The following is a 24,820-nucleotide window of genomic DNA, read 5'->3' as shown; positions in this document are numbered from 1 at the left end:
AGCTATTGATCCAGTAGCGGATCAGCCGGAATGCACCGTCATCGCCACCAGCCGTGCCACCACGGGGCGCACCAGGATCACGCAGCAAAATGCCACGGGCATGGCCAGGGCATAGGCCTGCAGCACGCGCTGCAGATAGCCTGCGCCCAGCCCGCTGTTGGCCGCCACGATGGTGCAGCACATGAGAAAGGCCATGATGCCGGCCATGTAGAAGGCAAAGACGATGGGTGTGTAGCGGGGATGCAGCTTGCGGCGCGGGAGGGCGCCGTTGCTGGCGATGTTCTGTGTGGGTGTCATGCCGTGGTTTGGGTGAAGGAAGCGAACCGGGGCCGGAAAGGAAAGATCCCGAACCAGGCCCGCACTGTACGCAGCCCGCCGCCGCCGCGGTAGGTGGGCCCGGCTTGCATGACTCGTAAGCTGAAATTGCGAATGCATTTGGCGATACATTGGCATTCATGCCGAATCTGCGTGCCATCGAAACCTTTGTCAAAGCCCTGGAGGGGGGCTCCATCGCCTCGGCCGCGCGCCAGCTGGGCATCTCCCCGGCGGCCGCCAGCCAGAACATCGCGCGCCTGGAGCGCGAGCTGGGCACGCGGCTGATCACGCGCACCACGCGTTCCATGGCGCTGACGGCGGCCGGCGAACGCTATCTGGCCCGCGTGGCGCCCGTGCTCGACGAGCTGGAAAAAGCCCAGTCCGACGTGTCCCTGGTCCATGGCGAGCTGCACGGGCGGCTGCGCGTGGCCTGCATGGCCGCCTTCGGCCGCCATGTGCTGGCGCCGCTGCTGCCGGCCTTCACGCAGCGCCATCCGCGGCTGGCGCTGGAGCTGCTGGTGACGGACCGCGACGTGGATGTGCTCAAGGAGGATGTGGACGTCAGCATCCGCTACCGCGACGTGCTGGAGCCCGGCATGTCGGTGCGGCCGCTGGCGGCCGTGCCGCGCATTCTGTGCGCCGCGCCCTCCTACCTGGAAAGGCATGGCCGCCCGCAGGTGGCCGAGGACTTGTTGCAGCATGCCTGCCTGCTGTACCGGCGCGAGCGCGACGGGCGCCTGATGCGCTGGCCGTTCGTGCGCGACGGCCGGCGCACGGATCCGCCGCTGCGCATGGCGGCCATAGGTTCCGACATCGATGCGATGACCGAATTTGCCGTGGCCGGCGGCGGCATTGTCTGGGCCGGCAGCTTCATCGCCCACCGCTATGTGCAGGAGGGGCGGCTGGTGCCGCTGGCGCTCAAGGCCGGACGCAAGGGCCAGCTGCAATTCGAGGACGGCACGCTGGACTTCTTTGCCTGCTTCCGCGACCGGCAGTACGTGCCGGCCAAGGTGCGCGCCTTTGTCGACTACCTGCTCGAGGTGCTGCCCGGCCATCCGTCGCTGGAGCGGTTGCCGGGCCGGGCGGGGTAGGGCTGCGGATCAGTATCAGTAGCCCAGGTGCGAGGGCAGCACTTCCTGCAGGATGGTGGTGGCGATTTCCTCGATGGACTTGGTCGTGCTCGAGAGCCAGCGGATGCCGCTGCGGCGCATCATGGCCTCGGCCTCGGCCACCTCGTAGCGGCAGTTGGCCAGGCTGGCGTACCTGGAGTCCGGGCGGCGCTCGTTGCGGATGCTGGACAGGCGCTGCGGATCGATGGTCAGGCCGAACAGCTTCTTGCGGTAGGGCTCCAGCGCCGGCGGCAGCTGCTTGCGCTCGAAATCCTCGGGAATCAGCGGATAGTTGGCGACCTTCAGGCCGAACTGCATGGCCAGGTACAGGCTGGTCGGCGTCTTGCCCGAGCGGCTCACGCCGACCAGGATCACGTCGGCACCCGTGAGGTCGTGGTTGGTCTGGCCGTCGTCATGGGCCAGCGTGTAGTTGATGGCCTCCATGCGCTCCAGGTATTCCTTGCTCTCGCTGATGTCGGAGAAGCGCCCCACGCGGTGCAGAGACTTCTGGCCCAGCTCCTGCTCCAGCGGGCGCACGAAGGTGCCGAACATGTCGAAGACCTTGCCCTTGCAGTTGGCCTCGATCATTTCCAGGTGCTCCTGGTTGACCAGCGTGGTGAAGACGATGGGCTTGTGGTTCTCCACCTCGGCCACGTGGTTGATCTGGCGCACGGCCTGGTGGGCCTTGTCCATGGAATCCACGAAAGGCAGGCGCACCAGCCGCGGCTTGGTGTCGAACTGGGCCATGATGGCCGTGCCAAAGGTCTCGGCCGTGATGCCGGTGCCGTCGGAGATGACAAAAATCGTATGGGTATGCATGGTGCGCGGTGAGGTGGCCGGGCGGACAGGGCATCCGGGGCCGGCTTGTTAATTTTTGCCAGCTGCGCGGGGACAGGCGGCTGAGCCTACAATGGCGCCCATTATTCCCAATTTCCAGCCCATGCTCGTTGACGGTCGACACCCAGAACAGCAAAGCACTGCATCGATGCAGCGTGGGTTTGCGCGCCCCGGCCATTCAGCCCGGGGATCGCGCCGGCACCGGTTTTTTAACTTTGGAGCTTTCCCATGTCTCAACTGTTCGAGGCGACCGCCCTGGTCGTTCCCTTTGAAAAACTGAGGATGACCGATGTCGAGTCCGTAGGCGGCAAGAACGCCTCGCTCGGCGAAATGATCTCGCAGCTGCCGCAGGGCGTGCGCGTGCCCACCGGCTTTGCCACCACGGCCCACGCCTTCCGCGAATTCCTGGCCTTCGAAGGCCTGGCCGACAAGATCTCGGCCAAGCTGGCAGCCCTGGACGTGGACGACGTGCGCGCCCTGGCCGCCGTGGGCGCCGAAATCCGCGCCATGGTCGAAAGCCAGCCCTTCCCGGCCGACCTGGAAAAGGCCATCCGCGACGAATTTGCCCGCCTGCAGGGCGGCAATGCCGAGGCATCGTTCGCCGTGCGCTCCTCCGCCACCGCGGAAGACCTGCCCGACGCCTCGTTCGCCGGCCAGCAGGAAACCTTCCTCAACGTGGTGGGCATCGAGCAGGTGCTGCACAAGATGAAGGAAGTGTTCGCCTCGCTGTACAACGACCGTGCCATCTCCTACCGCGTGCACAAGGGCTTTGCCCATGACGTGGTGGCCCTGTCGGCCGGCGTGCAGCGCATGGTGCGCTCCGACCTGGGCGCCGCCGGCGTGATGTTCACCATCGATACCGAGTCCGGCTTCGAGGAGGTGGTCTTCATCACCTCCAGCTACGGCCTGGGCGAAACCGTGGTGCAGGGCGCCGTGAACCCCGACGAGTTCTATGTGCACAAGCCCATGCTCAAGGCCGGCAAGAAGGCGCTGATCCGCCGCAACCTGGGCTCCAAGCTGATCCAGATGGTGTTCGCCACGCCCGAGGAAAAGGCCGAATCCGGCAAGCTGGTCAAGACCACCGACGTGGCCCACGAGCTGCGCAACCGCTATTCGCTGACCGACGAGGAAGTGCAGCAACTGGCCCACTATGCGCTGGTGATCGAGCAGCACTACGGCCGCCCCATGGACATCGAGTGGGGCAAGGACGGCACCGACGGCCAGCTCTACATCCTGCAGGCACGCCCCGAGACGGTGAAGAGCCAGTCCAAGGGCCAGGCCGAGCAGCGCTACAAGCTCAAGGGCACGGGCACCGTGCTGGCCGAAGGCCGCGCCATCGGCCAGAAGATCGGCACCGGCCCCGTGCGCCTGGTGTCCGACATCTCGCAGATGGACCAGGTCCAGGCCGGCGACGTGCTGGTGACCGACATGACCGACCCCAACTGGGAGCCGGTGATGAAGAAGGCCTCGGCCATCGTCACCAACCGCGGCGGCCGTACCTGCCACGCGGCCATCATCGCGCGCGAGCTGGGCATTCCCGCCGTCGTGGGCTGCGGCAATGCCACCGAGCTGCTCAAGGACGGCACGCTGGTGACCGTTTCCTGCGCCGAAGGCGATACCGGCAAGATCTATGACGGCCTGCTCGAGACCGAGGTGACCGAGGTCAAGCGCGGCGAGATGCCGGCCATCAAGACCAAGATCATGATGAACGTGGGCAATCCCCAGCTGGCATTCGACTTCGCCCAGCTGCCCAACGAGGGCGTGGGCCTGGCCCGCCTGGAGTTCATCATCAACAACAACATCGGCGTGCACCCCAAGGCCATCCTGGACTATCCCGCCGTGGATGCCGACCTGAAGAAGGCCGTCGAGTCCGTGGCCCGCGGCCATGCCTCGCCGCGCGCCTTCTACGTGGACAAGGTGGCCGAAGGCGTGGCCACGATTGCCGCGGCCTTCTGGCCCAAGCCGGTGATCGTGCGCATGTCGGACTTCAAGTCCAACGAGTACCGCAAGCTCATCGGCGGCAGCCGCTACGAGCCCGAGGAAGAGAACCCCATGCTGGGCTTCCGCGGTGCGGCGCGCTACATCTCGGCCGACTTCGGCGAAGCCTTCAAGATGGAGTGCGAGGCGCTGCGCCGCGTGCGCGAGGACATGGGCCTGACCAACGTCAAGATCATGATCCCGTTCGTGCGCACGCTGGGCCAGGCCAAGCGCGTGACCGAGCTGCTGGCCGAGAACGGCCTCCAGCGCGGCGAGAACGGCCTGGAGCTGATCATGATGTGCGAGGTTCCGTCCAACGCCATCCTGGCCGACGAGTTCCTCGAGTATTTCGACGGCTTCTCCGTGGGCTCCAACGACCTGACCCAGCTCACGCTGGGCCTGGACCGCGACTCCGGCCTGGAGCTGCTGGCGGCCGACTTCGACGAGCGCGATCCCGCCGTCAAGAAGATGCTGTCGCGCGCCATCAAGGCCTGCCGCGACCAGAACAAGTACGTGGGCATCTGCGGCCAGGGTCCCTCGGACCATCCCGACTTCGCCCAGTGGCTGTCGGACGAGGGCATTTCGTCCATCTCGCTCAACCCTGACAGCGTGGTCTCCACCTGGCAGCGCCTGGCGAACTAAGCCCGCCCGAGCCGAGCCATGCAGATGCTGCGTGCGCCTTTGCATGGTTCGCATGGCTCTGACGCCGAAACGGCCGATGCCGTCGACGGCTTCGGCGTACCGGCGGGGGCGGTCTTTCCGCCCGACCTGCACGGCTCCCACCACCTCAGGCTCAAGGCCCTGCTGCTGACGATCTGGGGGGCGGCCTCGTTTGGCACCTGCTATTTCGCCCGCGACCTGCAGGCCCTGGTGCCGGGCTGGCCCATCGCGTACTGGATGGCGGCCCAAGGGGCTGTCCTGATGTTCCTGGCCCTCATCGTGGTCTATTGTGTGGCCATGGATTATTTCGAACGCCAGCCTCCTGCCGGCGGTGCGCCTGCCCGCGAGGACGCGGCGGCATCGCCGCACCCGCCTTCCAGCACCTCGATGCCCCATGCCTGAGCAGCTGGCGCTGTCCAGGGCCTACTACTGGCGGCTGCACCGTATCCTGTTCCTGTACGTGCTGGGCGTGGCCGGGTTTGTGCTGGCCATGCTTTGGGCCGAGGGGCGCGGGCTGTCGCGCCACTGGATAGGGCCGATCTTCCTGTTCTGCACCGTCATGGTGTATGCGGGGATCGGCGTCTATTCGCGCACCAGCAACCCCGAGGAGTACTACGTCGCGGGGCGGCGCATTCCGCCGCTGTACAACGGCATGGCCGCTGCGGCGGACTGGATGAGCGCGGCCTCCTTCATCAGCCTGTCGGGCGCGCTGTACCTGCAGGGCTTTGCCGGCGCGCCGGGACAGGTGGGCGGCCTGGCCTATGTGCTGGGCTGGACGGGCGGCTTTTGCCTGGTGGGCATGCTGATCGCCCCCTATCTGCGGGCCATGAAGCTCTATACCGTGCCGGATTTCTTCCAGGTGCGCTATGGCGGGCGCTGGCCGCGCATCATTGCCGCGCTGGCCGCGGTGATGTGCTCGTTCACCTACGTGGTGGCGCAGATATACGGCGTGGGGCTGATCGCCTCGCGCCTGACCGGCGTGCAGTTCGAGATCGGCATCATGCTGGGCCTGGGCGGCGTGCTGCTGTGCTCCTTCCTGGGCGGCATGCGGGCCATCACCTGGACCCAGGTGGCCCAGTATGTGGTGATGCTGCTGGCCTTCATGATTCCCGTGTCGTGGCTGGCCTACAAGCAGCTGGGCTCGTACTGGGCTCCGGTCAGCTACACCCAGCAACTGGGCAAGATCGCGCAGCTGGAGCACGGGCTGCTGGCCTCCGAAGCCGAGAAATCCGCCGTGGAGGCCTATCAGCTGCGCGCCCGGGTGCTCGAAGCCAAGCTGCGCGACGTACCCAGCGTGCTGGCGGCCGAGCGCCAGGCGCTGAGCGAGCACATCCGCGAGCTGCGCAACAGCAGCGGCAATATCGGCGCCATCATGGCTGCCAGCCGCGAACTGGCCGCCATGCCGCGCGATGAAGCCACGGCGCGCGAGCGCTGGACGCGCGAGCTGCACGAAACCCATGAGCGGGCCAAGCCCATGGGCGGCATTGCGCTGCACAGCCAGCCTTTTGCGGGCGACCCGCATGGCACGCCGCAGCAGCAGGCCGAGTACGAGAACAGCCGCCGCAATTTCCTGGCCCTCATGTTCTGCCTCATGGTGGGAACGGCCGGGCTGCCGCACCTGCTCACGCGCTACTACACGGCGCCCTCGGTGTCTGGCGCCCGGCGCTCGGTGGCGTGGAGCCTGTTCTTCATCGGCTTGCTGTATTTGAGCGCTCCCGCCCTGGCAGTGCTGGTCAAGTACGAAGTCCTGCACAACCTGGTGGGCACGCGCTTTGACGAGCTGCCGAACTGGATCGCGCAGTGGTCGCATGTGGATGGCTCGCTGCTGTCGGTGGAGGACATCAATGGCGACGGCATGCTGCAGTTCGCCGAGATCCACATGGGTGCCGACCTCATCATGCTGGCCACGCCCGAGCTGGGCGGCATGCCTTACGTGGTCTCGGGCCTGGTGGCGGCGGGCGGCCTGGCGGCAGCGCTGTCCACGGCCGACGGCCTGCTGCTGACCATCAGCAATGCCCTGGTGCGCGACCTGTACTTCCAGGAGCGCTGGCAGAAGCGGCAGCTGCCCCCGGGGGCGCGGCGCATCTCGCCCGAGCAGCGCGTCATCCTGTCCAAGTTCACGCTGCTGGTGGTCGCGCTGTCGGCCGCCTTCGTGGCCGCGCGGCGCTCGTCGGACATCCTGCCCATGGTTTCGGCCTCGTTCTCGCTGGCGGCCTCGGCCTTCGTGCCAGCCATGGTGCTGGGCATCTTCTGGCGCGGCGCCACGCGGCGCGGCGCCGTGGCCGGCATGTTGCTGGGGCTGGCGGTGGCGGTGTACTACATGCTGGCCCATGTGCCCGGCCTGCAGGGCGTGCTGCCGTCCATGCTGCGCAGCGACGAACTCTGGTGGGGCATACAGCCGATTTCGGCCGGCGTGTTCGGCGTGCCGGCGGGCTTCGCCGTGACCTGGCTGGTCAGTCGCTGGGATGGCTGGCGCCGCAGGCGCGGCGCTGCCTGAATGCTCTTTCATTGCGAGCTGCCAACGCTTGCCAGCTCTGGTTTATCCATAGATTTCATATGGAAAGTGTTGAAGACCAAGCGCTGACAGCTTTCTTTTTCTGAGCAAACGCAAGATGCGGGCGGTTTTCAGGAAAACCCGCCTTGCAATTGCTTACCACTATGACACCCTGCATGCAGAGAACACAGGGGAGGGTGCGGGCTTCATGCATTTCGTCAAAACACTCGCCGGCCAGCAGGCTTTCAAGGAACGCCATGCGGATCTGCCGCAGCGGCTGCGCTCCGCATTCCTGCTGTTCGACGGCCAGCGCAGCCTGGCCCAGGTGCTGGAGGCCACATCGGCCATGGGCGTGACCCGCGACGACATCATGAAGCTGGTCGACCGCCAATGGCTGGCGCCGCGCGAGTCCCGGCCGCCGGAGGTGGCTTCGGCGCAGGCGGCTGCGGCGCCCGAACCCGCAGAACCCGGCGACGCGGGCGAGGGCAGGAGGCAGCGCTACCGGCAGGCCTATCCGCTGGCCGTGGCGCTGACGGGCAAGCTCGGGCTCAAGGGTTTCAGGCTCAACCTTGCCGTGGAGGCCGCCATGGGCTACGAGCAGCTGGCGGCACTGGCGCCGCGCATCCGCGAGGCCGTCGGCGAAGCGGCCTATGCACCGCTGCACAAGGCGCTGTTTGCCCAGCAGCCCTGACCGGTTCCTCCGGACTCCGGGACAGGCATGAAAAAAGCGGCCCGGGGGCCGCTTTTTTCATGGGCAGGGCCGGCTTCAGACGGCCAGCAGTTCCACGTCGAACTTGAGCGTGGCATTGGGCGGGATCACGCCGCCGGCGCCGCGTGCGCCGTAGCCGAGTTCGGCGGGGATCAGCAGGGTACGCTGGCCGCCGACCTTCATGCCTTGCACGCCTTCGTCCCAGCCCTTGATCACCATGCCGGCGCCCAGGGGAAAGACGAAGGGGTCGTTGCGGTCCTTGCTGGAGTCGAACTTGGCGCCCTGCACGCCGTTGTTGTAGAGCCAGCCGGTGTAGTGCACGGTCACGGTCTGGCCGGCACGTGCTTCGGCGCCTTCGCCCACAACAGTGTCTTCATATTGCAGGCCGGAGGCGGTGGTGTTGAAAGCCATGATGAGTTCCTTTCAGCGCGGTCGCTGGAAAAGCGGGAAAAAAAGCGATGGAAAAGGGCCGGCAAGCAAAGCTTGGGCCCTTGGAGGAAGGCAGTTTTCAATGTACTGCGCAACACCGGGCAGCGCAGTGACGGAAAGTTTGCTTATTTCTTGGCGCGGGCGGCAACCCAGCGGTTGGCGAAGGCCTGCACGTCCGACAGGCGCTTGAGCAGGTCCTGCCCGGCCAGGGTGACGGTGTAGCCGTCGTTGCCGTGCTCCAGCAGGCCGCATTCGCGCAGTTCCTTGATGCGGGTATTGAGCGTGTTGGGAGTGATGCCGCCCACGCTGTCTTGCAGCAGACGGAACGTCTGGGGATGTCCGTCCCGCAGGGCCCACAACACACGCAACGCATAGCGGCATTCGAGTTTCTCGAACAACTGGTTGATGGCGGCGTTTTCCTTGGAGCTCATGGACGCTTCTCCTTGCGCAGTGGTGTTATTTGAGCGTGGGCACACCGGGGTGGGCCTGGCGCCAAGTCCTGATCGACTATAGCGTGTAATTTATTTTGCTACAAGTTTAGTAGCTCAAAATCAATAATTGCAACGTCCTGAAGTCGTAAAGCCAACAAAGCCGCGCGAAGTGTTGTGGACTTGCCACGTGCGCCATCAGGGTTTTGGAGCAGCCCGCGCCGGTGCCGGAATCAGCTCTTGAGCTTGAGCAGATAGGTCATCACGCTGGCTGTGGTCTGCTCGAGCTCGAGGAATTCGCGCAGGTCCTTGCCCGACTGCAGGGCGCTGTCCCAGCGGTTGCTGCGCAGGGCGCGCAGCCAGCTTTCCTGCAGCGTGGCTTGCTCCACGGCCTGCAGCAGCTCTTGCGCCCGCGCGGCGCTCACGCCCTTGCCCGTGAACACGGCGCGCCAGTTGGCCATGTCGGCATCCACGCCCTGCTCCTTGAAGGTGGGCAGTCCGAACACGCTGCGGCGCGAGGAAATGCCGATGGCGCGCAGCTGGCCCGAGCGCAGGGCCTCGCTGAATTCGCTGTAGCCCGACAGGCCCAGCTGGGCCTTGCCCTGGAGCAGGGCATTGACCACGTCCTTGCCGCCTGCAAACGGCAGGTAGGACAACTGGTCCGGGGCCGCCTTGGCCGCCCGGATCAGCAGGCCGGCGAACATATGGTCCACGCTGCCGGCCGAGCCGCCGGCCATGGTGAGGGAGCGCGGGTCGCTGCGCAGCGCCGCGGTCAGGTCCTTGGCGCTGCGAATGGGCGAATCCTTGGGCACGGCCACCACGATGTAGTCGCTGGTCAGGCGCGCCAGCGGCTGCACGGCCGACAGATTCACCGCCGGCTTTTGCAGCGCAATGGCGCCGGCCATGACCATGCCGCCGATGAGCAGGGTGTCGGGCTGGTTGCCGTACTGCTGCACGTAGTGGGCCAGACCTATGGTGCCGCCCTTGCCGCCCATGTTCTCGTAGTCCACGGCATCGGCAGCGCCACTGGCCAGCAAGGCCTCGCCCAGCGCGCGGCCCGTCTGGTCCCAGCCGCCACCGGCGTTGGCCGGGATCACGATGCGCAGCCGGCTGGCAATCTTCTGGCGAGCGGCGGCCGGCGCAGCCGTGGCGGCATTGGCGGCGCCGGCCAGGCCGGGCAACTCCAGCAGCGCAGCGATGCCGCCTAGCAACAGCTGCCGGCGGGAAAAGCGGGTCGTGCCGGTATGGAAGGCTTGGGGGCGGGTAGGGCTGGGCATGGGTTCCTCCATCTCTTCGGGCTGTCGCGTTGTGGGCCTGCGCGGTAGGCGGGCGCTTTGGATCTTGCGGATCGGGGGATTGTCCCTCAGCCGCCCGTCGATGTGTCAACCTGTATCAAATTGGCGCTGTGCTGCAGGGGCGCAAAGAAAAAGCCCCGCACCTTGCGGTACGGGGCTTGGCTGCAAAGACGGCTGTCTTACAGCGAGTCGATGAAGCTGCGCAGCTTGTCGCTGCGGCTCGGATGCTTGAGCTTGCGCAGCGCCTTGGCCTCGATCTGGCGGATGCGCTCGCGCGTCACGTCGAACTGCTTGCCCACTTCTTCCAGCGTGTGGTCGGTGGACATCTCGATGCCGAAGCGCATGCGCAGCACCTTGGCTTCGCGCGGCGTCAGGCCGTCGAGGATGTCCTTGACCACGTCGCGCAGGCCGGCCTGCATGGCCGCATCCACGGGCGCCGTGTTGTTGCTGTCCTCGATGAAATCGCCCAGGTGGGAATCGTCGTCGTCGCCGATGGGGGTTTCCATCGAGATCGGCTCCTTGGCGATCTTCATGATCTTGCGGATCTTGTCCTCGGGGATCTCCATCTTCGCGGCCAGGATGGATGCATCGGGCTCGAAGCCGAACTCCTGCAGATGCTGGCGCGAGATGCGGTTCATCTTGTTGATGGTCTCGATCATGTGCACCGGGATGCGGATGGTGCGGGCCTGGTCGGCGATCGAGCGCGTGATGGCCTGGCGGATCCACCAGGTGGCGTAGGTCGAGAACTTGTAGCCGCGGCGGTATTCGAACTTGTCCACGGCCTTCATCAGGCCGATGTTGCCTTCCTGGATCAGGTCCAGGAACTGCAGGCCGCGGTTGGTGTACTTCTTCGCGATCGAGATCACCAGGCGCAGGTTGGCCTCGATCATTTCCTTCTTGGCATCGCGGCTGGCGCGCTCGCCGTCGTTCATGCGCTTGTTGATGCGCTTGAGCTCGTCCAGCGGCACGACCACGCGCGACTGCAGGTCGATCAAGGCCTGCTGCAGCTCCTGCACGGGCGGGATGTTGCGCTCCAGCACGGCGCTGTAGGGCTTGCCGGCGGCGGCCTGGTCCACCACCCACTGCAGGTTCAGCAGGTTGGCGGGGAAGTCCTTGATGAAGGCTTCCTGCGGCACGCCGCACTTGTCCACGATGATCTTGCGCAGCTCGCGTTCCTTCTTGCGCACGTCGTCCACCTGGGCGCGCACCAGATCGCACAGCTTCTCGATGGTCTTGGCCGTGAAGCGGATGGTCATCAGCTCCTCGGTGATGGACTTCTGCACCTTCATGTACGCCGGGCCGCCGTAGCCCTCCTTGTCGTACACCTTGTGCATCTTCTCGAACATCTCGCGCATGGCATCGAAGCGGCGCATGGCTTCGTTCTTGAGCTCCTCGAGCTTCTTGGTCAGCGCCTTGGAGCCACCCTTGCCGTCGTCGTCGTCCTCTTCGTCGTATTCGTCGAAGTCCTCCTCGGCCACGTAGTCGTCGTTCTCGTCGGCATTGACGAAGCCGTCGACCACGGTGGAGATGACGACCTTGCCTTCGCGGATTTCCTCGGCCATGGTCAGGATCTCGGCGATGGTGGCAGGCGAAGCCGAGATGGCTTCCATCATGTCCATCAGGCCGCCTTCGATGCGCTTGGCAATCTCGATCTCGCCTTCGCGCGTGAGCAGCTCCACCGTGCCCATTTCACGCATGTACATGCGCACGGGGTCGGTGGTGCGGCCGAATTCGGAGTCCACGGTGGACAGCGCGGCTTCGGCTTCCTCCTCGGCCTCTTCCTCGGTGGTGGCGGACTGGCCGGTATTGTTCAGCAGCAGGGTCTCGGCATCGGGGGTCTGCTCGTACACCGCCACGCCCATGTCGTTGAGCATGGAGATCACGACTTCCAGCGTCTCGGCGTCGACCAGCTTGTCGGGCAGGTGGTCGTTGATCTCGCTGTGGGTCAGGTAGCCGCGGGTCTTGCCCAGCTTGATCAGCGTCTTCAGGCGCTGGCGGCGGGTGGACATTTCCTCTTCGGTCAGCACGGTCTCGTCCAGGCCGAATTCCTTCATCAAGGCGCGTTCCTTGGCCTTGCTGATCTTCATGCGCAGCGGCTTGACCTTCTCGGTGGGCGTTGCCGAGGCTTCGACCTCCACTTCCACCTCCTCCTCGATCTCGCCTTCCAGATCGCTGTCGATGTCCGACAGGTCCGTATCGTCCATGTCGTCGCTGGCTTCCTTGGCCTTGGGCTTGCGGCCGCGCTTGGCGGGTGCCTTGCCTTCGGCGGCAGGGGCCTTGGCTGCAGCGGTCTTCTTGGCGGCGGCCTTCTTGGCAGCGGGTTTCTTGGCTTCGGTGGCAGCTTCTTCGCCTTCGGCTGCAGCTTTCTTGCGGCCGCGCTTGGGCGCAGCTTCGGCCAGCAGCGCATCGGCCAGTGCTTTGAGTTCGGCTTGTGACTTGGTAACCACGTTGGTTTCTTTCTTGGCTTCAGCCGCAGACGCGGCGCTCTTCTTCGCAGCGGCCTTGGCGGCACCGGCCTTTTTGGCGGCTGCGGAAGCGGAAGTAGAGGTCTTGGCGGTTTCGGCAGCCTGCTTGGACTTCACGGACTTTGACACGGGCATGAACACCTTTCACGGTAGCGAACACACACAAACACAAAGGGAAACGCAAACGTACGTGCAAACAAACGCCGCCTAGGCCGGCGCGTGAGCAGGCCTGGCCCACTCGGGAGTCGATATCTCCAAGGCAAGATGTCGGGCGATCATTTGGTGTGCAGTCCTTGCGGAATATTGGGCCATGCAGTTGCTGCCATCACGTGATTGCTTCACGGGGCCCGGGCCGGAGGTGCTGCTGTCGCTCTTGCCAATAACTTATCAATTATACCTTTGGTGAAAAATATCAAGAGGCTGAGCCAATAATTGCGGATAAATTTTTTCTTCTGGCCTGGAATTCCAGATAACGCCTTGCTGCGGTAGGGTCGGTTGCTACATCTTTGAGAGCTTGTTCTTCCTGGCGCTTCAGGTGGTCCACCAGGATCAGGTTGAGCACGCCGCGCAGCTCCCGGCGCAGCTCATCGATTTCGCCCTCGGGGTGGGCGTGGGGGCCGCTCATGAGCTTGTCGGCCAGCATCTCGCAGGGCAGGCCGCGCATCTGCTCGCGCAGCACGGCCCAGGGGCGCGGGCCCGACTCGGTGAACTGCGCTTCCAGCCAGTGGAACAGACCGCCATGGCCTTCGCTGCAGCGGGCCAGCGCGTCGAAGTCCTCGTGCGTGAGCTCCTCCATGAATTCCATGTGCGCCATCAGCAGGCGGGCGGCCTGGTCTATGCGGGTTGCGGGCGCTGTGCGCGGGCCGCGCGGCGGCGCCGTCCAGTCGGCGGTGCCGGCCTTGTTCCTGTTCCAGGGCTTGCGGCTGCCGTCGAAGCGCTTGCCGCGCCAGCCGCTGCCCTGGCCGCCTTGCGGAGCATGGCCGTAGCCCGGGTCGCTGCCATGGCCATCCGCGCCTGCGGGGCTCCAGCCCTGATCCCAGTCGGGCGCGGGCACTGCATCCCAGGGAGCACCAGGGCCGGCCGCCGGCGCATGGCGGGCTGTCGCCTGGCTGGAGCGCAACGGGGCCGTGCGTGCGGCCTCCTGGGCCCAGATGTCGGCCAGGTCGCGGGCGTCGAGCTGCACCAGCGCGGCGATCTCGCCCAGCAGCTGGCGCTTGAGCGCGCCGTCGGGCAGCGCCGACCACAGCGGGCGGGCATTGCTGGCCATGTGGGCACGGCCTTCGGCTTGGCCCAGGTCGCAGCCTTCGCTGGCCGATTCGATCAGGAAGCGGCTCAGCGGCGTGGCGTCGCCCACGTAGCGCGAGAAGGCTTCGGGGCCGAATTCGCGGATGAAGCTGTCCGGGTCGTGCTCGGCCGGCAGGAACAGGAATTTGATCGAGCGCGTGTCGGTGGCCAGCGGCAGGGCGGCATCCAGGGCCTTGCGGGCCGCGCGGCGTCCCGCGCCGTCGCCGTCGAAGCTGAAGACCACGGCGTCGGTGAAGCGGAACAGCTTTTGCACATGGTCGGGCGTGCAGGCCGTGCCCAGCGTGGCCACGGCGTTGGCAAAGCCGAGCTGGGCCAGGGCCACCACGTCCATATAGCCTTCGGTGACCAGCGCATAGCCCATGTCGCGCAGGGCCTGCCGCGCCTCGAACAGGCCGTAGAGTTCGCGGCCCTTGTGGAAGACCGGGGTTTCCGGGGAGTTCAGGTACTTGGGCTTTTCGTCGCCGAAGACCCGCCCGCCGAATCCTATGCATTCGCCCTTGACGTTGCGGATGGGGAACATCAGCCGGTCGCGGAAGCGGTCGTAGCGGCGGCCGTCTTCCTCGCTCACGATGACCAGGCCGCATTCCTGCAGCTGCGGGTTGTCGTATTCGGCGAACACGCTGGCCAGGCCGTGCCAGCCCGCGGGCGCATAGCCCAGGCCGAAGCGCCTGGAAATCTCGCCCGAGACGCCGCGCTTTTTCAGGTACTCGATGGCGTGCGGCGCCGTCCTGAGCTGCTTGCAATAGGCCTCGCCGGCTTTTTCGAGCAGGTCGCTCAGGCTGGCCTGCTTCTGCTTTTGCGCAGCCTGGCGCTCGCGCTCGGCGGGACTGACGTCGTCCTGGGGCACCTGCAGGCCGCATTGGTTGGCAAGCTCCTGCACTGCTTCGACAAAGCCCATGCCGGCATGCTCCATCAGGAAGCCGATGGCATTGCCGTTCTTGCCGCAACCGAAGCAGTGGAAGAACTGCTTGCTGGGGCTGACGGTGAAGGAGGGCGATTTTTCGCTGTGGAAAGGGCACAGGCCCATGAAATTGGCGCCGCCCTTTTTGAGCTGCACATAGCGCCCGACGATGTCGACCACGTCGACGCGGGACAGCAACTCTTGGATGAACGATTGGGGAATGGCCACCCGCGTATTCTGCCTTGGCTTGCTATGTCTGATGGCGTCCAAGGTATGAGGCGCGCCAGCATCGGCCCAGGCCATGTGCGGCAGGCCCATCAACGAGAAACGCCCGCAGCGCAGGGCGGCGGGCGCTGGCTCTCGGGTGGAGATTCGTGGATTTGATAGCGTTCAGCGCTTGAAGGTGAATGAGGTCAAGCTATTTCGATGGTGAAAACCAAGAAAGAAAGGCGCAGGATGCTCCTTTACCGATAGCGAAGCCGCATCCCGGAAGGGGTCAGGCCTGCTCGGGTGCGATCCGCTGCCAGCCCTCGCGCGTCACGCGCAGCACCTGGACCCGGCGCGCATCCGCGTCGATATGCCAGTCGCTGAGCACGATGCGCCAGCGTTCCTGTCCCAGTGCATGGTCGGCAGGCCGGTGCGTATGGCCGTGGATGAGCCAGCGCGCATCGGCCGCCTGCATCCAGGTGGCGGTCATGGCTGCGTCGGCATCGGCGTACGGCGCGCCGGACTGCTTGCGCATCTCGCTCTCGCTGCGGGCCGACTTGCCCAGCGCCCGGCGCGCGGCCAGCGGCTGGGACAGCACTTGCCGGCGCCATGCGTCGGAGCGTGAAAGCGCGCGGAACTGCTGGTACTCCACATCGTCCAGGCACAGCGCGTCGCCATGGCTGAGCAGAATGCGCGTTGCGCCCCATTGCAGCAGCGTGGGATCGGCCAGCCCGGTCATGCCGCTGCGGCGCAGGAATTCCTCGCCCGCCAGGAAGTCGCGGTTGCCGACCATGAAGAACAGCGGGCGCTGCTGTGCGGCCGCCCGGAGCACGGCCGCGCATTCGGCCTCGAAGCTGCCCGGCTCGTCCAGCGCATCGTCGCCCACCCAGACCTCGAACAGGTCGCCCAGGATGAACACCGCATCGGCCGTGGTGCGCGCCAGGTAGTCGCGCCAGGCCTGAACGGTCTGCGGCTCCGAAGGCTGCAGATGCAGGTCGGAAATGAAATCGACCGTGCGCCAGCCGGGAGCAGCCATGAGCTGCGCCACCGGGGGCACGGTCGTGCGGGGATCCGTAGCCACTAGAAAAGAATATCTAGCAATCTTTGGCGCTGCCACCGGTCTTGAAAACCGGCGCGGCACGCGTGAGGGACGGCGAGCAAGGGCCGCCCCGCGGCGAGGCCGTCGTCCCCCTTGGGGGAAGGCGCGCAGCGCTTCAGGGGGTTACAGTGCCACGGCCTTGTCGATCACCACGGCGTCGAAAGGCACGTCGTCGTGGAAACCCTTGCGCGTGGTGCGCACCTTCTTGATCGCATCCACCACGTCCTCGCCCTTGACCACCTTGCCGAACACGGCATAGCCCCAGCCCTGGCCGGTGGGTGCGGTGTGGTTCAGGAAGCCATTGTCCACCACGTTGATGAAGAACTGGGCCGTGGCGCTGTGCGGGTCGTTGGTGCGGGCCATGGCGATGGTGTACTTGTCGTTCTTGAGGCCGTTCTTGGCTTCGTTCTCGATCGGCGCGTCGGTTTCCTTCTGCTTCATGTCGGTCGTGAAGCCGCCGCCCTGGATCATGAAGTTCTTGATCACGCGGTGGAAGATGGTGCCGTCGTAGAAGCCCTTGTTCACGTAGTTCAGGAAGTTCTCGGTGGTCTTGGGCGCGTTCTGGGCGTCGAGTTCCAGCGTGATCACGCCGGGCGTGGCGGTCTCGGCCACATTGATGGTGACGTGCAGTTCGACTTGGGGATTGCTCATGTCTGTCTTTCAGAGGTGGATGGGAGGCTGCCGCCGCGTCCTGGTTCAGAGGAGGGCAGGCAGCGCAGAGGTGTTACTTGATTTCGGTGGCCGACAGGATCGTCACCGGCGTGGTGGGCACATTTTGGTGCATGCCGCGGTTGCCCGTGGCGACGGTGCGGATTTTGTCCACCACGTCCATGCCTTTGACGACCTTGCCGAACACGGCGTAGCCGTAGCCGTCGGGCTTGGGCGCATTGAGCATGTCGTTGTTCGCCACATTGATGAAGAACTGCGAGGTGGCGGAGTTGGGATCGCCCGTGCGCGCCATGGCGATGGTGCCGCGGTCGTTCTTCAGGCCGTTGCCTGCTTCCAGCGCAATCGGCGCGCGCGTGGGCTTTTCCTTCATGGCCGCGTCCATGCCGCCGCCCTGGATCATGAAGCCGTCGATCACGCGGTGGAACACCGTACCGTCATAGTGCTTGTCGCGCACATACTGCAGGAAGTTGGCCACGGTCTTGGGCGCCTTGGCCTCGTTGAGCGCTACCGTGATGTCGCCCAGGCTGGTCTTGAGCAGCACCTGGGGCTCGGCCTGGGCCCAGGCCGGCGCCGTCAGCAGCGCGCTGGTCAGTGCCAGTGCGGCCTGGCGGCGGGAGAGGAAAGAAGTCAGGGGGCGGAAATTCGGCATGAAGCGCTCCTGGGGAAACGTAAAGCCTGCCTGCAGGCAGGAGTGTCGAAGATGCGTGAAGGCCGCTGGAGCCGGCGGACGACTGCCTGTCGAGCGAGCCCTGTGGTCGGCCATCCCCGCATGGGCCGGCGGGCCGGCCCGGGTTGCGGCTTAGGGCTTGGGTGCTCCGCGTGCCGGTGCTTCGGCTGCGACCGGCGCACTGGCGGCGGGCTGGGCGGGCTTCGCTGCCGTGCTGGACAACTGCAGCACTTCCTTGAGCAGCTTCATCTTGGGCTGCAGATTGGCCGCCCGGCCGCCCTTGGCACGGGCCTGGGCATAGGACTGGTAGGCCAGCCGCACGTGGATGTCGCCCAGATTCTCGTGGGCCACGGCATAGTCGGGGTTGTTGCGCACGGCGTTTTCCAGCGCGGCGCGGGCCTTTTCCAGCTCGCCCTGGCGGGCATAGATCACGGCCAGGTTGTTGTAGGGCTCGGGCAGCTCGGGATAGTCCTCGGTGAGCTGGCGCAGCGCGGCAACGGCGTCTTCGGTGCGGTTCAGATTGGTCAGCGCAACGGCCCTGAGAAAGCGCATCTGCGGATCGCGCGGATTGGCGGCCAGAGAGGTGTCGGTGCGCTGCAGTGCCTGCTCGGTTTTGCCGTTCTTGAGCAGCTGTGCAATATCGGTGTAATCGTCGGCGCGGGCGCTGCCGCACATCAGCGCAGCAGCCATCGCAGCGGACAGCGCCGTCAGGCGCACTGCAGAGCTCATCAGGTTGCGTACAGGCATGTAGTAGGTGCTTTCGGTGCGCCGCAACATCGGACCTGCGGCGCGGGCTTATACTGCGGGGCATTGTAGCTGAGGGGTGCAAGGCGCCATGACGGTGCCGCTGGCAGGGCAATGCCGGCCGCTCTCGGCAAGGCTGCGACCGGATCGTTCTAAACGGCTTGCGGCGCAGTTGCGACCTCGGCGCCGTGAGCTGCCAGTTTTCTCCCCATATAGACATTCATGAGTTTGCGTATCTACAACACGCTGTCGCGTGCATTGGAAGCGTTTTCGCCCATCGAACCCGGCCATGTGCGCATGTATGTGTGCGGCATGACCGTATATGACCTTTGCCATCTGGGTCATGCGCGTTCCATGGTCGCTTTCGATGTGGTGCAGCGCTGGCTGCGTGCCAGCGGCTTGCGCGTGACCTATGTGCGCAACATCACGGACATCGACGACAAGATCATCCGCCGCGCCGTGGAAAACGGCGAGACCATCCGCAGCCTCACTGACCGCATGATCGATGCGTTGCACCAGGACGCCGACGCCCTGGGCATCGAACGCCCCACGCACGAGCCGCGCGCCACCGAATACGTGCCGCAGATGCTTTCGATGATCGGCACGCTGCAGGACAAGGGCCTGGCCTACCAGGCCGGCAACGGCGACGTGAATTACGCCGTGCGCAAGTTCCCCGGCTACGGCAAGCTGTCGGGCAAGTCGCTGGACGAGCTCAATGCCGGCGAGCGCGTGGCCGTGGCCGACGGCAAGCACGATCCGCTGGACTTCGTGCTGTGGAAATCCTCCAAGCCCGAGGAGCCTGCCGATGTGAAATGGCAGAGTCCCTTCGGCGAAGGCCGCCCCGGCTGGCATATCGAATGCTCGGCCATGGGCTGCGCGCTGCTGGGCGAGAGCTTCGACATCCACGGCGGTGGTGCGGACCTGCAGTTCCCGCACCATGAGAACGAGATCGCGCAAAGCGAAGGCGCCACCGGCAAGCCGTTCGCCAGGACGTGGATGCACAACGGCTTCATCAACGTGGACAACGAGAAGATGTCCAAGTCGTTGGGCAACTTCTTCACCATCCGCGACGTGCTCAAGGAGTATGACGCCGAGACCGTGCGCTTTTTCGTGGTGCGCAGCCACTACCGCAGCCCGCTCAACTATTCGAATGTGCATCTGGACGATGCGCGCAGCGCGCTCAAGCGCTTGTACACGGCGTTGAGCCTGGTGGCGCCTGCCGAGGTGAAGATCGACTGGAGCAATGCCTACGCGGCGCGCTTCAAGGCCGCCATGGACGAGGATTTCGGTACGCCCGAGGCCGTGGCCGTGCTGTTCGAGCTCGCCGCCGAGGTCAACCGCGGCAAGTCGCCCGAAGCCGCGGGCCTGCTCAAGGCGCTGGGCGCCTGCCTGGGCCTGCTGCAGGACGATCCGCAGCGCTTTTTGCAGGCCGGCGCAGCCGGCATGGATGCGGCCGCGATTGAAGCGCAGATTGCCGCCCGTGCCGCGGCCAAAGCCGCCAAGAACTGGGCCGAGGCCGACCGCATCCGCAAGGAGCTGCTGGAGCAGGGCATTGTGCTCAAGGATTCGGCCGCCGGCACGACCTGGGAGGCAGCCGCCAAGGGCTGAGCTGTTCCATGATGTGCGCAATCTTGAGGGTGGACAAATGGCGGAGGCCGGCATGACGGGTGCAACCTCGGCCCGGCAGCTGGACACCATGGAATTCGAACAACTGCCGCTGGTGGCCGATCTGCCCGTGCCCATGGGCCCGGAAGCGCCGCTGCCCGTGATGAAGCTGGGTGGCGCCGCTGCAAGCAAGGCGGCACAGGCGGCCGCAGCGGGCAGCCATGCGGCCAAGGCTCCGGCTGCGGCCAAGGTCCATCTGGCCCTGCCTGAAGGGGCGCCGGCCTACTGGGCCGAAGCCTGCCGCCAGCTCATGCGCCGCGACCGCGTGCTCAAGCGCCTGATCCCGCAACTGAGCAGCCAGGCCCTGCTGCCGCGCGGCGAGGGCGAAGCCTTCGCCACGCTGGCGCGCTCCATCGTGGGTCAGCAGATTTCGGCCAAGTCGGCCAAGACGCTGTGGAACAAGTTCGCCCGGCTGCTGGCTGAAGTGAAGCCCGAGCTGGTGCTCAAGCTCAAGGTGGACGACATGCGCGCTGCCGGGCTTTCGGCGCGCAAGATCGACTATCTCGTGGACCTGGCGCTGCACTTCACGGAAAACCGTTTGCACATGGATGAGTGGCAAGGCATGGCCGACGAGGCCATCGTCGCCGAGCTCATGGCCATTCGCGGCGTCAGCCGCTGGACGGCCGAGATGTTCCTCATCTACTACCTGATGCGGCCCAATGTGCTGCCGCTTGACGATGCCGGATTGATCCACGGCATCTCGCAGAATTATTTTTCGGGCGATCCTGTGAGCCGCAGTGACGCCCGCGAAGTGGCCGAGGCCTGGAAACCGTGGTGCACGGTTGCAACTTGGTATATTTGGCGCTCGCTCGAAGCGCAGCCTGTGGCTTGATGACACCCGTTCACTGGCCCGCTGCAAGCACTGCAGCAGGCTGGCACAAGGAGAAATACGTTGGCGAAAAAGAACTTTCTGGATTTTGAGCAGCCCATTGCCGAGCTGGAATCCAAAATCGAGGAACTGCGCTATGTGCAGACTGAAAGCGCAGTCGATATCTCGGAAGAGATCGAGCAGCTCAGCAAGAAAAGCCTGCAGCTGACCAAGGACATCTACAGCGATCTGACCCCCTGGCAGATCACCAAGATCGCGCGCCATACCGAGCGTCCCTATACGCTGGACTACGTGCGCGAGTGCTTCACCGACTTCGTCGAGATGCACGGCGACCGCCACTTCGCGGACGACCAGTCCATCGTCGGCGGCCTGGCGCGCTTCAACGGCATGCCCTGCATGATCATCGGCCACCAGAAGGGCCGCGACACCAAGGAGCGCACGCTGCGCAACTTCGGCATGACGCGCCCCGAGGGCTACCGCAAGGCCCTGCGCCTGATGAAGACGGCCGAGAAGTTCAAGCTGCCGGTGTTCACCTTCGTGGACACGCCCGGAGCCTTCCCCGGCATCGACGCCGAGGAACGCGGCCAGTCCGAAGCCATCGGCCGCAACATCTACGAAATGGCCCAGCTGCAGACCCCCATCATCACCACCATCATCGGCGAAGGCGGTTCGGGCGGCGCGCTGGCGATCGCGGTGGCCGACCAGGTGCTGATGCTGCAGTACTCGGTGTACTCCGTGATCAGCCCCGAAGGCTGTGCCTCCATTCTCTGGAAGACCGGCGAGAAGGCGCAGGAAGCTGCGGACGCCATGGGCATCACGGCCCATCGCCTCAAGGCCCTGGGCCTGGTCGACAAGATCGTGAGCGAACCCGTGGGCGGCGCGCACCGCGACCACAAGCAGATGGGCGCCTTCCTCAAGCGTGCGCTGGGCGACGCCTACCGCCAGCTGGCCGACCTCAAGCCCAAGGACCTGCAGGACCGCCGCTACGAGCGCCTTCAGAGCTACGGCCGCTTTGCCGACACCAAGGCCGACAACAGCTGATGGACTGAGGCATGCTGCGGTGCCCGCAGGCATGCCGGGCAAATCTGCGCAAACGGCTTTCCGGTGGTTTCCGGAAAGCCGTTTGGCTTTGTCCTCTATCAATTTCAAAGCGGCTGTCGCTGTCCGTGCAAGAATTTCAGCTTGATTGGAATCCCAAAACCAGAGCCAGAAAGCGCAGGCAGCTCCTGTTTTCAAAGCGATGGGCGGCTGCATCGGCCACTGGCAGAATTCCAGCCTTGATCCATTCCCCGGTGCCCGGCCTTTGCCTGCATGAATTCTTCCGAAACCGAGCCGCCGCGCGATGCCGCTGCCTTGCCGGCGCAGGAATCGCGCCTGCCACAGAGCGCCGATGCCGTGGATGCGGCGCTGCGTGCCTTTGCCGCCGCGGCGCCTGCCTTGCCGCTGGCCGTGGCTTTCAGCGGCGGCGCGGACTCCACGGCCCTGCTGCTGGCCTGTGCGGAACGCTGGCCAGGGCAGGTCAGGGCCATTCATGTGCACCATGGCTTGCAGGCGGCGGCCGATGGTTTTGCGCGGCATTGTCAGGCCGTATGCGAGGCCCGCGCCATCCCCCTCAAGATCTGCGCCATCGATGCGCGGAAGGCGCCGGGCCAAAGCCCCGAAGATGCGGCACGCCAGGGGCGCTATGAAGCCCTGACGGCTGCGGCGAACAGTCCCTGGGTGGACGTGGCGGGGCTGCCTCTTGGGAAAGGTGTGCGCTCCGTGCTCCTGGCCCAGCATGCGGATGACCAGGTGGAAACACTGCTGCTGGCCCTGTCGCGTGGCGCCGGCATCGCCGGGCTGGCGGCCATGCCCGCCCATTGGCAGCGTGCGGGGCTGCAATGGTTCCGGCCCTTTCTCTCGGTGCCCGGGCAGGCGCTGCGCGACTGGCTGCTGCAGCGTGGGCAGAACTGGGTGGAGGATCCCACCAATGCCGACCCGAGCTATACGCGCAACCGCATCCGCGCACAGCTGCTGCCGGTGCTGCAACAGGTATTTCCGCAGTTCCGCGCCACGTTTGCGCGCAGCAGTGCGCACTGCGCCCAGGCGGCCGGGGTGCTGGAGGAGGTGGCTGTATCCGATCTGCAGTCCGTGGGCCTGCCGCCGCGCATCGCCGCGCTGCAGCAGCTGGGCGATGCGCGGCTGGCCAATGTGCTGCGTCACTGGCTGCGCAGCCTGCATGGCACCACGCCCACGGCGGCCCAGCTTTCCCAGCTGATGGCGCAGATCCGCGTTTGCACTACGCGAGGGCACAGTATCCACATCAAGGTGGGGCGAGGTTTCGTCCAACGCCGGGGGCTGGTGCTCGATTGGTACAATTTCTAGGTTTTGGTCTTTTATTTTTTGTACGAAAACCGGCGGCGCGCCAAAACCCTTGTCGACCTGCGCCGTGGCAGGCAGTTTCGTCACCCCTTTGTATCCAATGGCACTGATCGTTCATAAATACGGCGGCACCTCGATGGGCTCGACAGAGCGCATCCGCAACGTCGCCAAGCGTGTGGCCAAGTGGGCTCGGGCTGGTCACCAGATGGTGGTCGTTCCCAGCGCCATGAGTGGCGAAACCAACCGCTTGCTCGGCCTGGCCAGCGAGCTGGCTCCCAGCCATGCCAAGACTTCGTACTACCGTGAGCTCGACATGCTGGCCGCCACCGGCGAGCAGGCATCATCTGCGCTGCTGGCCATCGCCCTGCAGGCCGAGGGCATGGAATCCGTGAGCTACGCGGGCTGGCAGGTGCCGGTGCGCACCGACAGCAGCTTCACCAAGGCCCGCATCGAGTCCATTGACGACAAGCGTGTGCGTGCCGATCTGGAGGCGGGGCGCGTCGTCATCGTGACCGGCTTTCAGGGCATCGACCCCGAAGGCCACATCACCACCCTGGGCCGCGGCGGCTCCGACACCTCGGCCGTGGCCGTGGCGGCTGCGCTCAAGGCGGCCGAATGCCTGATCTATACCGACGTCGACGGCGTCTACACCACCGATCCGCGCGTGGTGCCTGCTGCCAAGCGCCTGGGGACCGTCAGCTTCGAGGAGATGCTGGAAATGGCCAGCCTGGGCTCCAAGGTGCTGCAGATCCGCTCGGTGGAGTTCGCCGGTAAGTACAAGGTGCCCATGCGCGTGCTCTCCAGCTTCACGCCCTGGGACATCGATCTGGAAGAAGAAGCCAAGTCCGGCACGCTGATTACTTTTGAGGAAGACGAAAAAATGGAAAAGGCCGTCGTATCCGGCATCGCTTTCAACCGCGGCGAAGCCAAGATCTCCGTGCTGGGCGTGCCCGACACTCCCGGCGTGGCCGCCGACATCCTGGGTCCCGTGGCCGATGCCAACATCGAAGTGGACGTGATCATCCAGAACATCTCCAAGGATGGCAAGACTGACTTCAGCTTCACCGTGAGCCAGGGCGACTACCAGCGTGCCATGGAACTGCTGCGCGAGAAGGTGGTGCCCGCCCTGGGCGCCGCCGACGTGGTGGGCAATCCCAACATCGCCAAGGTCAGCATCGTTGGCATCGGCATGCGCAGCCATGTGGGCGTGGCCTCCACCATGTTCCGCGCGCTGAGCAAGGAAAGCGTGAACATCCAGATGATCTCCACCTCCGAGATCAAGACGTCCGTCGTGATCGACGAGAAGTATCTGGAACTGGCCGTGCGCGCGCTGCACACCGCTTTCGGTTTGGACAAAAGCGAATAAAATCGTTGTTTTGCCGGAAACGGTCAAAAACCGCGTTACAATAGCGTCAATCCGGAAACGTGACCGAGTGGCCGAAGGTGCTCCCCTGCTAAGGGAGTATGGGGTGTAGAGCCTCATCGAGGGTTCGAATCCCTCCGTTTCCGCCAGATTGAAAGACACCCGCAAGGGTGTCTTTTTTATTGAGAGGGTTGCGCGAGCAGTCTGATCAAAGTGATGTTGAGTTGAGTGTGTGGATTGAATTCCGTGTACAATGCAAGGCTTCACTGAGCGAGATGCACTTCGCAGGTGA

21 protein-coding genes and 1 tRNA gene are annotated in these 24,820 nt (G+C 65.3%); 11 read left to right on the top strand and 11 right to left on the bottom strand.

Annotation, left to right across the window (positions count from 1 at the left end; translation table 11 throughout):
• Nucleotides 1–21 precede the first annotated feature (21 nt).
• Complete coding sequence (locus Cte04_RS03470) at nt 22–297, bottom strand: DUF2798 domain-containing protein (RefSeq protein ID WP_066472101.1); 276 nt, start codon at nt 295–297, stop codon at nt 22–24.
• 158 nt (nt 298–455) lie between these two features.
• On the opposite strand from Cte04_RS03470, the gene Cte04_RS03465 reads away from it, so the two are divergent.
• Nucleotides 456–1,406: a LysR family transcriptional regulator gene (locus Cte04_RS03465; protein ID WP_066473862.1), complete on the top strand. Its 951-nt coding sequence runs from the start codon at nt 456–458 to the stop codon at nt 1,404–1,406.
• Between the two features lie 15 nt (nt 1,407–1,421).
• Here the strand turns inward: Cte04_RS03465 and ppsR are convergent, their stop codons facing one another.
• Entirely contained in the window at nt 1,422–2,243 is an 822-nt protein-coding gene (gene ppsR, locus Cte04_RS03460) for a posphoenolpyruvate synthetase regulatory kinase/phosphorylase PpsR (protein WP_066472096.1), read from the bottom strand.
• Between the two features lie 246 nt (nt 2,244–2,489).
• On the opposite strand from ppsR, the gene ppsA reads away from it, so the two are divergent.
• From ppsA to Cte04_RS03440, 4 genes are all read left to right on the top strand, one after another.
• Nucleotides 2,490–4,880: a phosphoenolpyruvate synthase gene (gene ppsA / locus Cte04_RS03455; protein WP_066472093.1), complete on the top strand. Its 2,391-nt coding sequence runs from the start codon at nt 2,490–2,492 to the stop codon at nt 4,878–4,880.
• An 18-nt stretch (nt 4,881–4,898) separates the two neighbouring features.
• Nucleotides 4,899–5,300 (top strand): DUF4212 domain-containing protein, encoded by a 402-nt coding sequence (locus Cte04_RS03450; RefSeq protein WP_083526487.1) that lies wholly within the window; start codon nt 4,899–4,901, stop codon nt 5,298–5,300.
• Nucleotides 5,293–7,395 (top strand): VC_2705 family sodium/solute symporter, encoded by a 2,103-nt coding sequence (locus tag Cte04_RS03445; RefSeq protein WP_066472091.1) that lies wholly within the window; start codon nt 5,293–5,295, stop codon nt 7,393–7,395. Before Cte04_RS03450 ends, Cte04_RS03445 begins: the two co-directional genes overlap by 8 nt.
• 205 nt (nt 7,396–7,600) lie before the next feature.
• On the top strand, nt 7,601–8,083 hold the full coding sequence (locus tag Cte04_RS03440) for a hypothetical protein (RefSeq protein WP_066472087.1): 483 nt from the start codon (nt 7,601–7,603) through the stop codon (nt 8,081–8,083).
• Nucleotides 8,084–8,158: 75 nt separating this feature from the next.
• On the opposite strand, the gene Cte04_RS03435 is transcribed toward Cte04_RS03440, so the two are convergent.
• The 9 genes from Cte04_RS03435 to Cte04_RS03395 all read right to left on the bottom strand — a co-directional run bounded on the left by Cte04_RS03435 (nt 8,159) and on the right by Cte04_RS03395 (nt 18,313).
• The gene (locus tag Cte04_RS03435; RefSeq protein WP_066472085.1) at nt 8,159–8,512 is read right to left on the bottom strand and encodes an FKBP-type peptidyl-prolyl cis-trans isomerase; all 354 of its coding nucleotides are present in this window, start codon (nt 8,510–8,512) and stop codon (nt 8,159–8,161) included.
• Nucleotides 8,513–8,655: 143 nt separating this feature from the next.
• Entirely contained in the window at nt 8,656–8,961 is a 306-nt protein-coding gene (locus Cte04_RS03430) for a winged helix-turn-helix transcriptional regulator (RefSeq protein WP_066472074.1), read from the bottom strand.
• 230 nt (nt 8,962–9,191) lie between these two features.
• On the bottom strand, nt 9,192–10,235 hold the full coding sequence (locus Cte04_RS03425; RefSeq protein WP_174522885.1) for a tripartite tricarboxylate transporter substrate binding protein: 1,044 nt from the start codon (nt 10,233–10,235) through the stop codon (nt 9,192–9,194).
• Nucleotides 10,236–10,432: 197 nt separating this feature from the next.
• Complete coding sequence (rpoD, locus tag Cte04_RS03420; protein WP_066473849.1) at nt 10,433–12,853, bottom strand: RNA polymerase sigma factor RpoD; 2,421 nt, start codon at nt 12,851–12,853, stop codon at nt 10,433–10,435.
• Between the two features lie 277 nt (nt 12,854–13,130).
• A complete protein-coding gene (gene dnaG, locus Cte04_RS03415; protein ID WP_245633282.1) occupies nt 13,131–15,152 on the bottom strand; it encodes a DNA primase in 2,022 nt (673 codons plus the stop codon).
• A gap of 268 nt (nt 15,153–15,420) precedes the next feature.
• Nucleotides 15,421–16,167 (bottom strand): UDP-2,3-diacylglucosamine diphosphatase, encoded by a 747-nt coding sequence (locus Cte04_RS03410; protein ID WP_066473839.1) that lies wholly within the window; start codon nt 16,165–16,167, stop codon nt 15,421–15,423.
• A gap of 186 nt (nt 16,168–16,353) precedes the next feature.
• Entirely contained in the window at nt 16,354–16,881 is a 528-nt protein-coding gene (locus Cte04_RS03405) for a peptidylprolyl isomerase (RefSeq protein ID WP_066472061.1), read from the bottom strand.
• Between the two features lie 73 nt (nt 16,882–16,954).
• Nucleotides 16,955–17,548: a peptidylprolyl isomerase gene (locus Cte04_RS03400; protein WP_066472058.1), complete on the bottom strand. Its 594-nt coding sequence runs from the start codon at nt 17,546–17,548 to the stop codon at nt 16,955–16,957.
• 150 nt (nt 17,549–17,698) lie between these two features.
• Nucleotides 17,699–18,313: a tetratricopeptide repeat protein gene (locus tag Cte04_RS03395; protein ID WP_066473835.1), complete on the bottom strand. Its 615-nt coding sequence runs from the start codon at nt 18,311–18,313 to the stop codon at nt 17,699–17,701.
• Nucleotides 18,314–18,532: 219 nt separating this feature from the next.
• Between Cte04_RS03395 and cysS the strand changes: the two genes are divergently transcribed.
• The 6 genes from cysS (at nt 18,533) to Cte04_RS03365 (ending at nt 24,677) form a co-directional block, all read left to right on the top strand.
• Entirely contained in the window at nt 18,533–19,918 is a 1,386-nt protein-coding gene (cysS, locus tag Cte04_RS03390) for a cysteine--tRNA ligase (RefSeq protein WP_066472055.1), read from the top strand.
• A 52-nt stretch (nt 19,919–19,970) separates the two neighbouring features.
• Nucleotides 19,971–20,807, top strand: coding sequence for a DNA-3-methyladenine glycosylase family protein (locus tag Cte04_RS03385; protein WP_066473832.1), 837 nt, complete (start codon nt 19,971–19,973; stop codon nt 20,805–20,807).
• Nucleotides 20,808–20,867: 60 nt separating this feature from the next.
• Nucleotides 20,868–21,845, top strand: a complete 978-nt coding sequence (locus Cte04_RS03380; RefSeq protein ID WP_066472051.1) for an acetyl-CoA carboxylase carboxyltransferase subunit alpha — start codon at nt 20,868–20,870, stop codon at nt 21,843–21,845.
• A gap of 270 nt (nt 21,846–22,115) precedes the next feature.
• Entirely contained in the window at nt 22,116–23,168 is a 1,053-nt protein-coding gene (tilS, locus tag Cte04_RS03375; RefSeq protein WP_083526485.1) for a tRNA lysidine(34) synthetase TilS, read from the top strand.
• Between the two features lie 97 nt (nt 23,169–23,265).
• Nucleotides 23,266–24,531, top strand: coding sequence for an aspartate kinase (locus Cte04_RS03370; RefSeq protein ID WP_066472049.1), 1,266 nt, complete (start codon nt 23,266–23,268; stop codon nt 24,529–24,531).
• Nucleotides 24,532–24,584: 53 nt separating this feature from the next.
• Nucleotides 24,585–24,677: transfer RNA gene (locus Cte04_RS03365), tRNA-Ser, on the top strand.
• Nucleotides 24,678–24,820 lie beyond the last annotated feature (143 nt).

This window comes from Comamonas terrae (genome assembly GCF_001544075.1).
Classification (GTDB): Bacteria; Pseudomonadota; Gammaproteobacteria; order Burkholderiales; family Burkholderiaceae_C; genus Comamonas; species Comamonas terrae.
The sequence above is the reverse complement of the archived record's forward strand: the minus strand, read 5'-3'. Positions and strand labels throughout refer to the sequence as shown.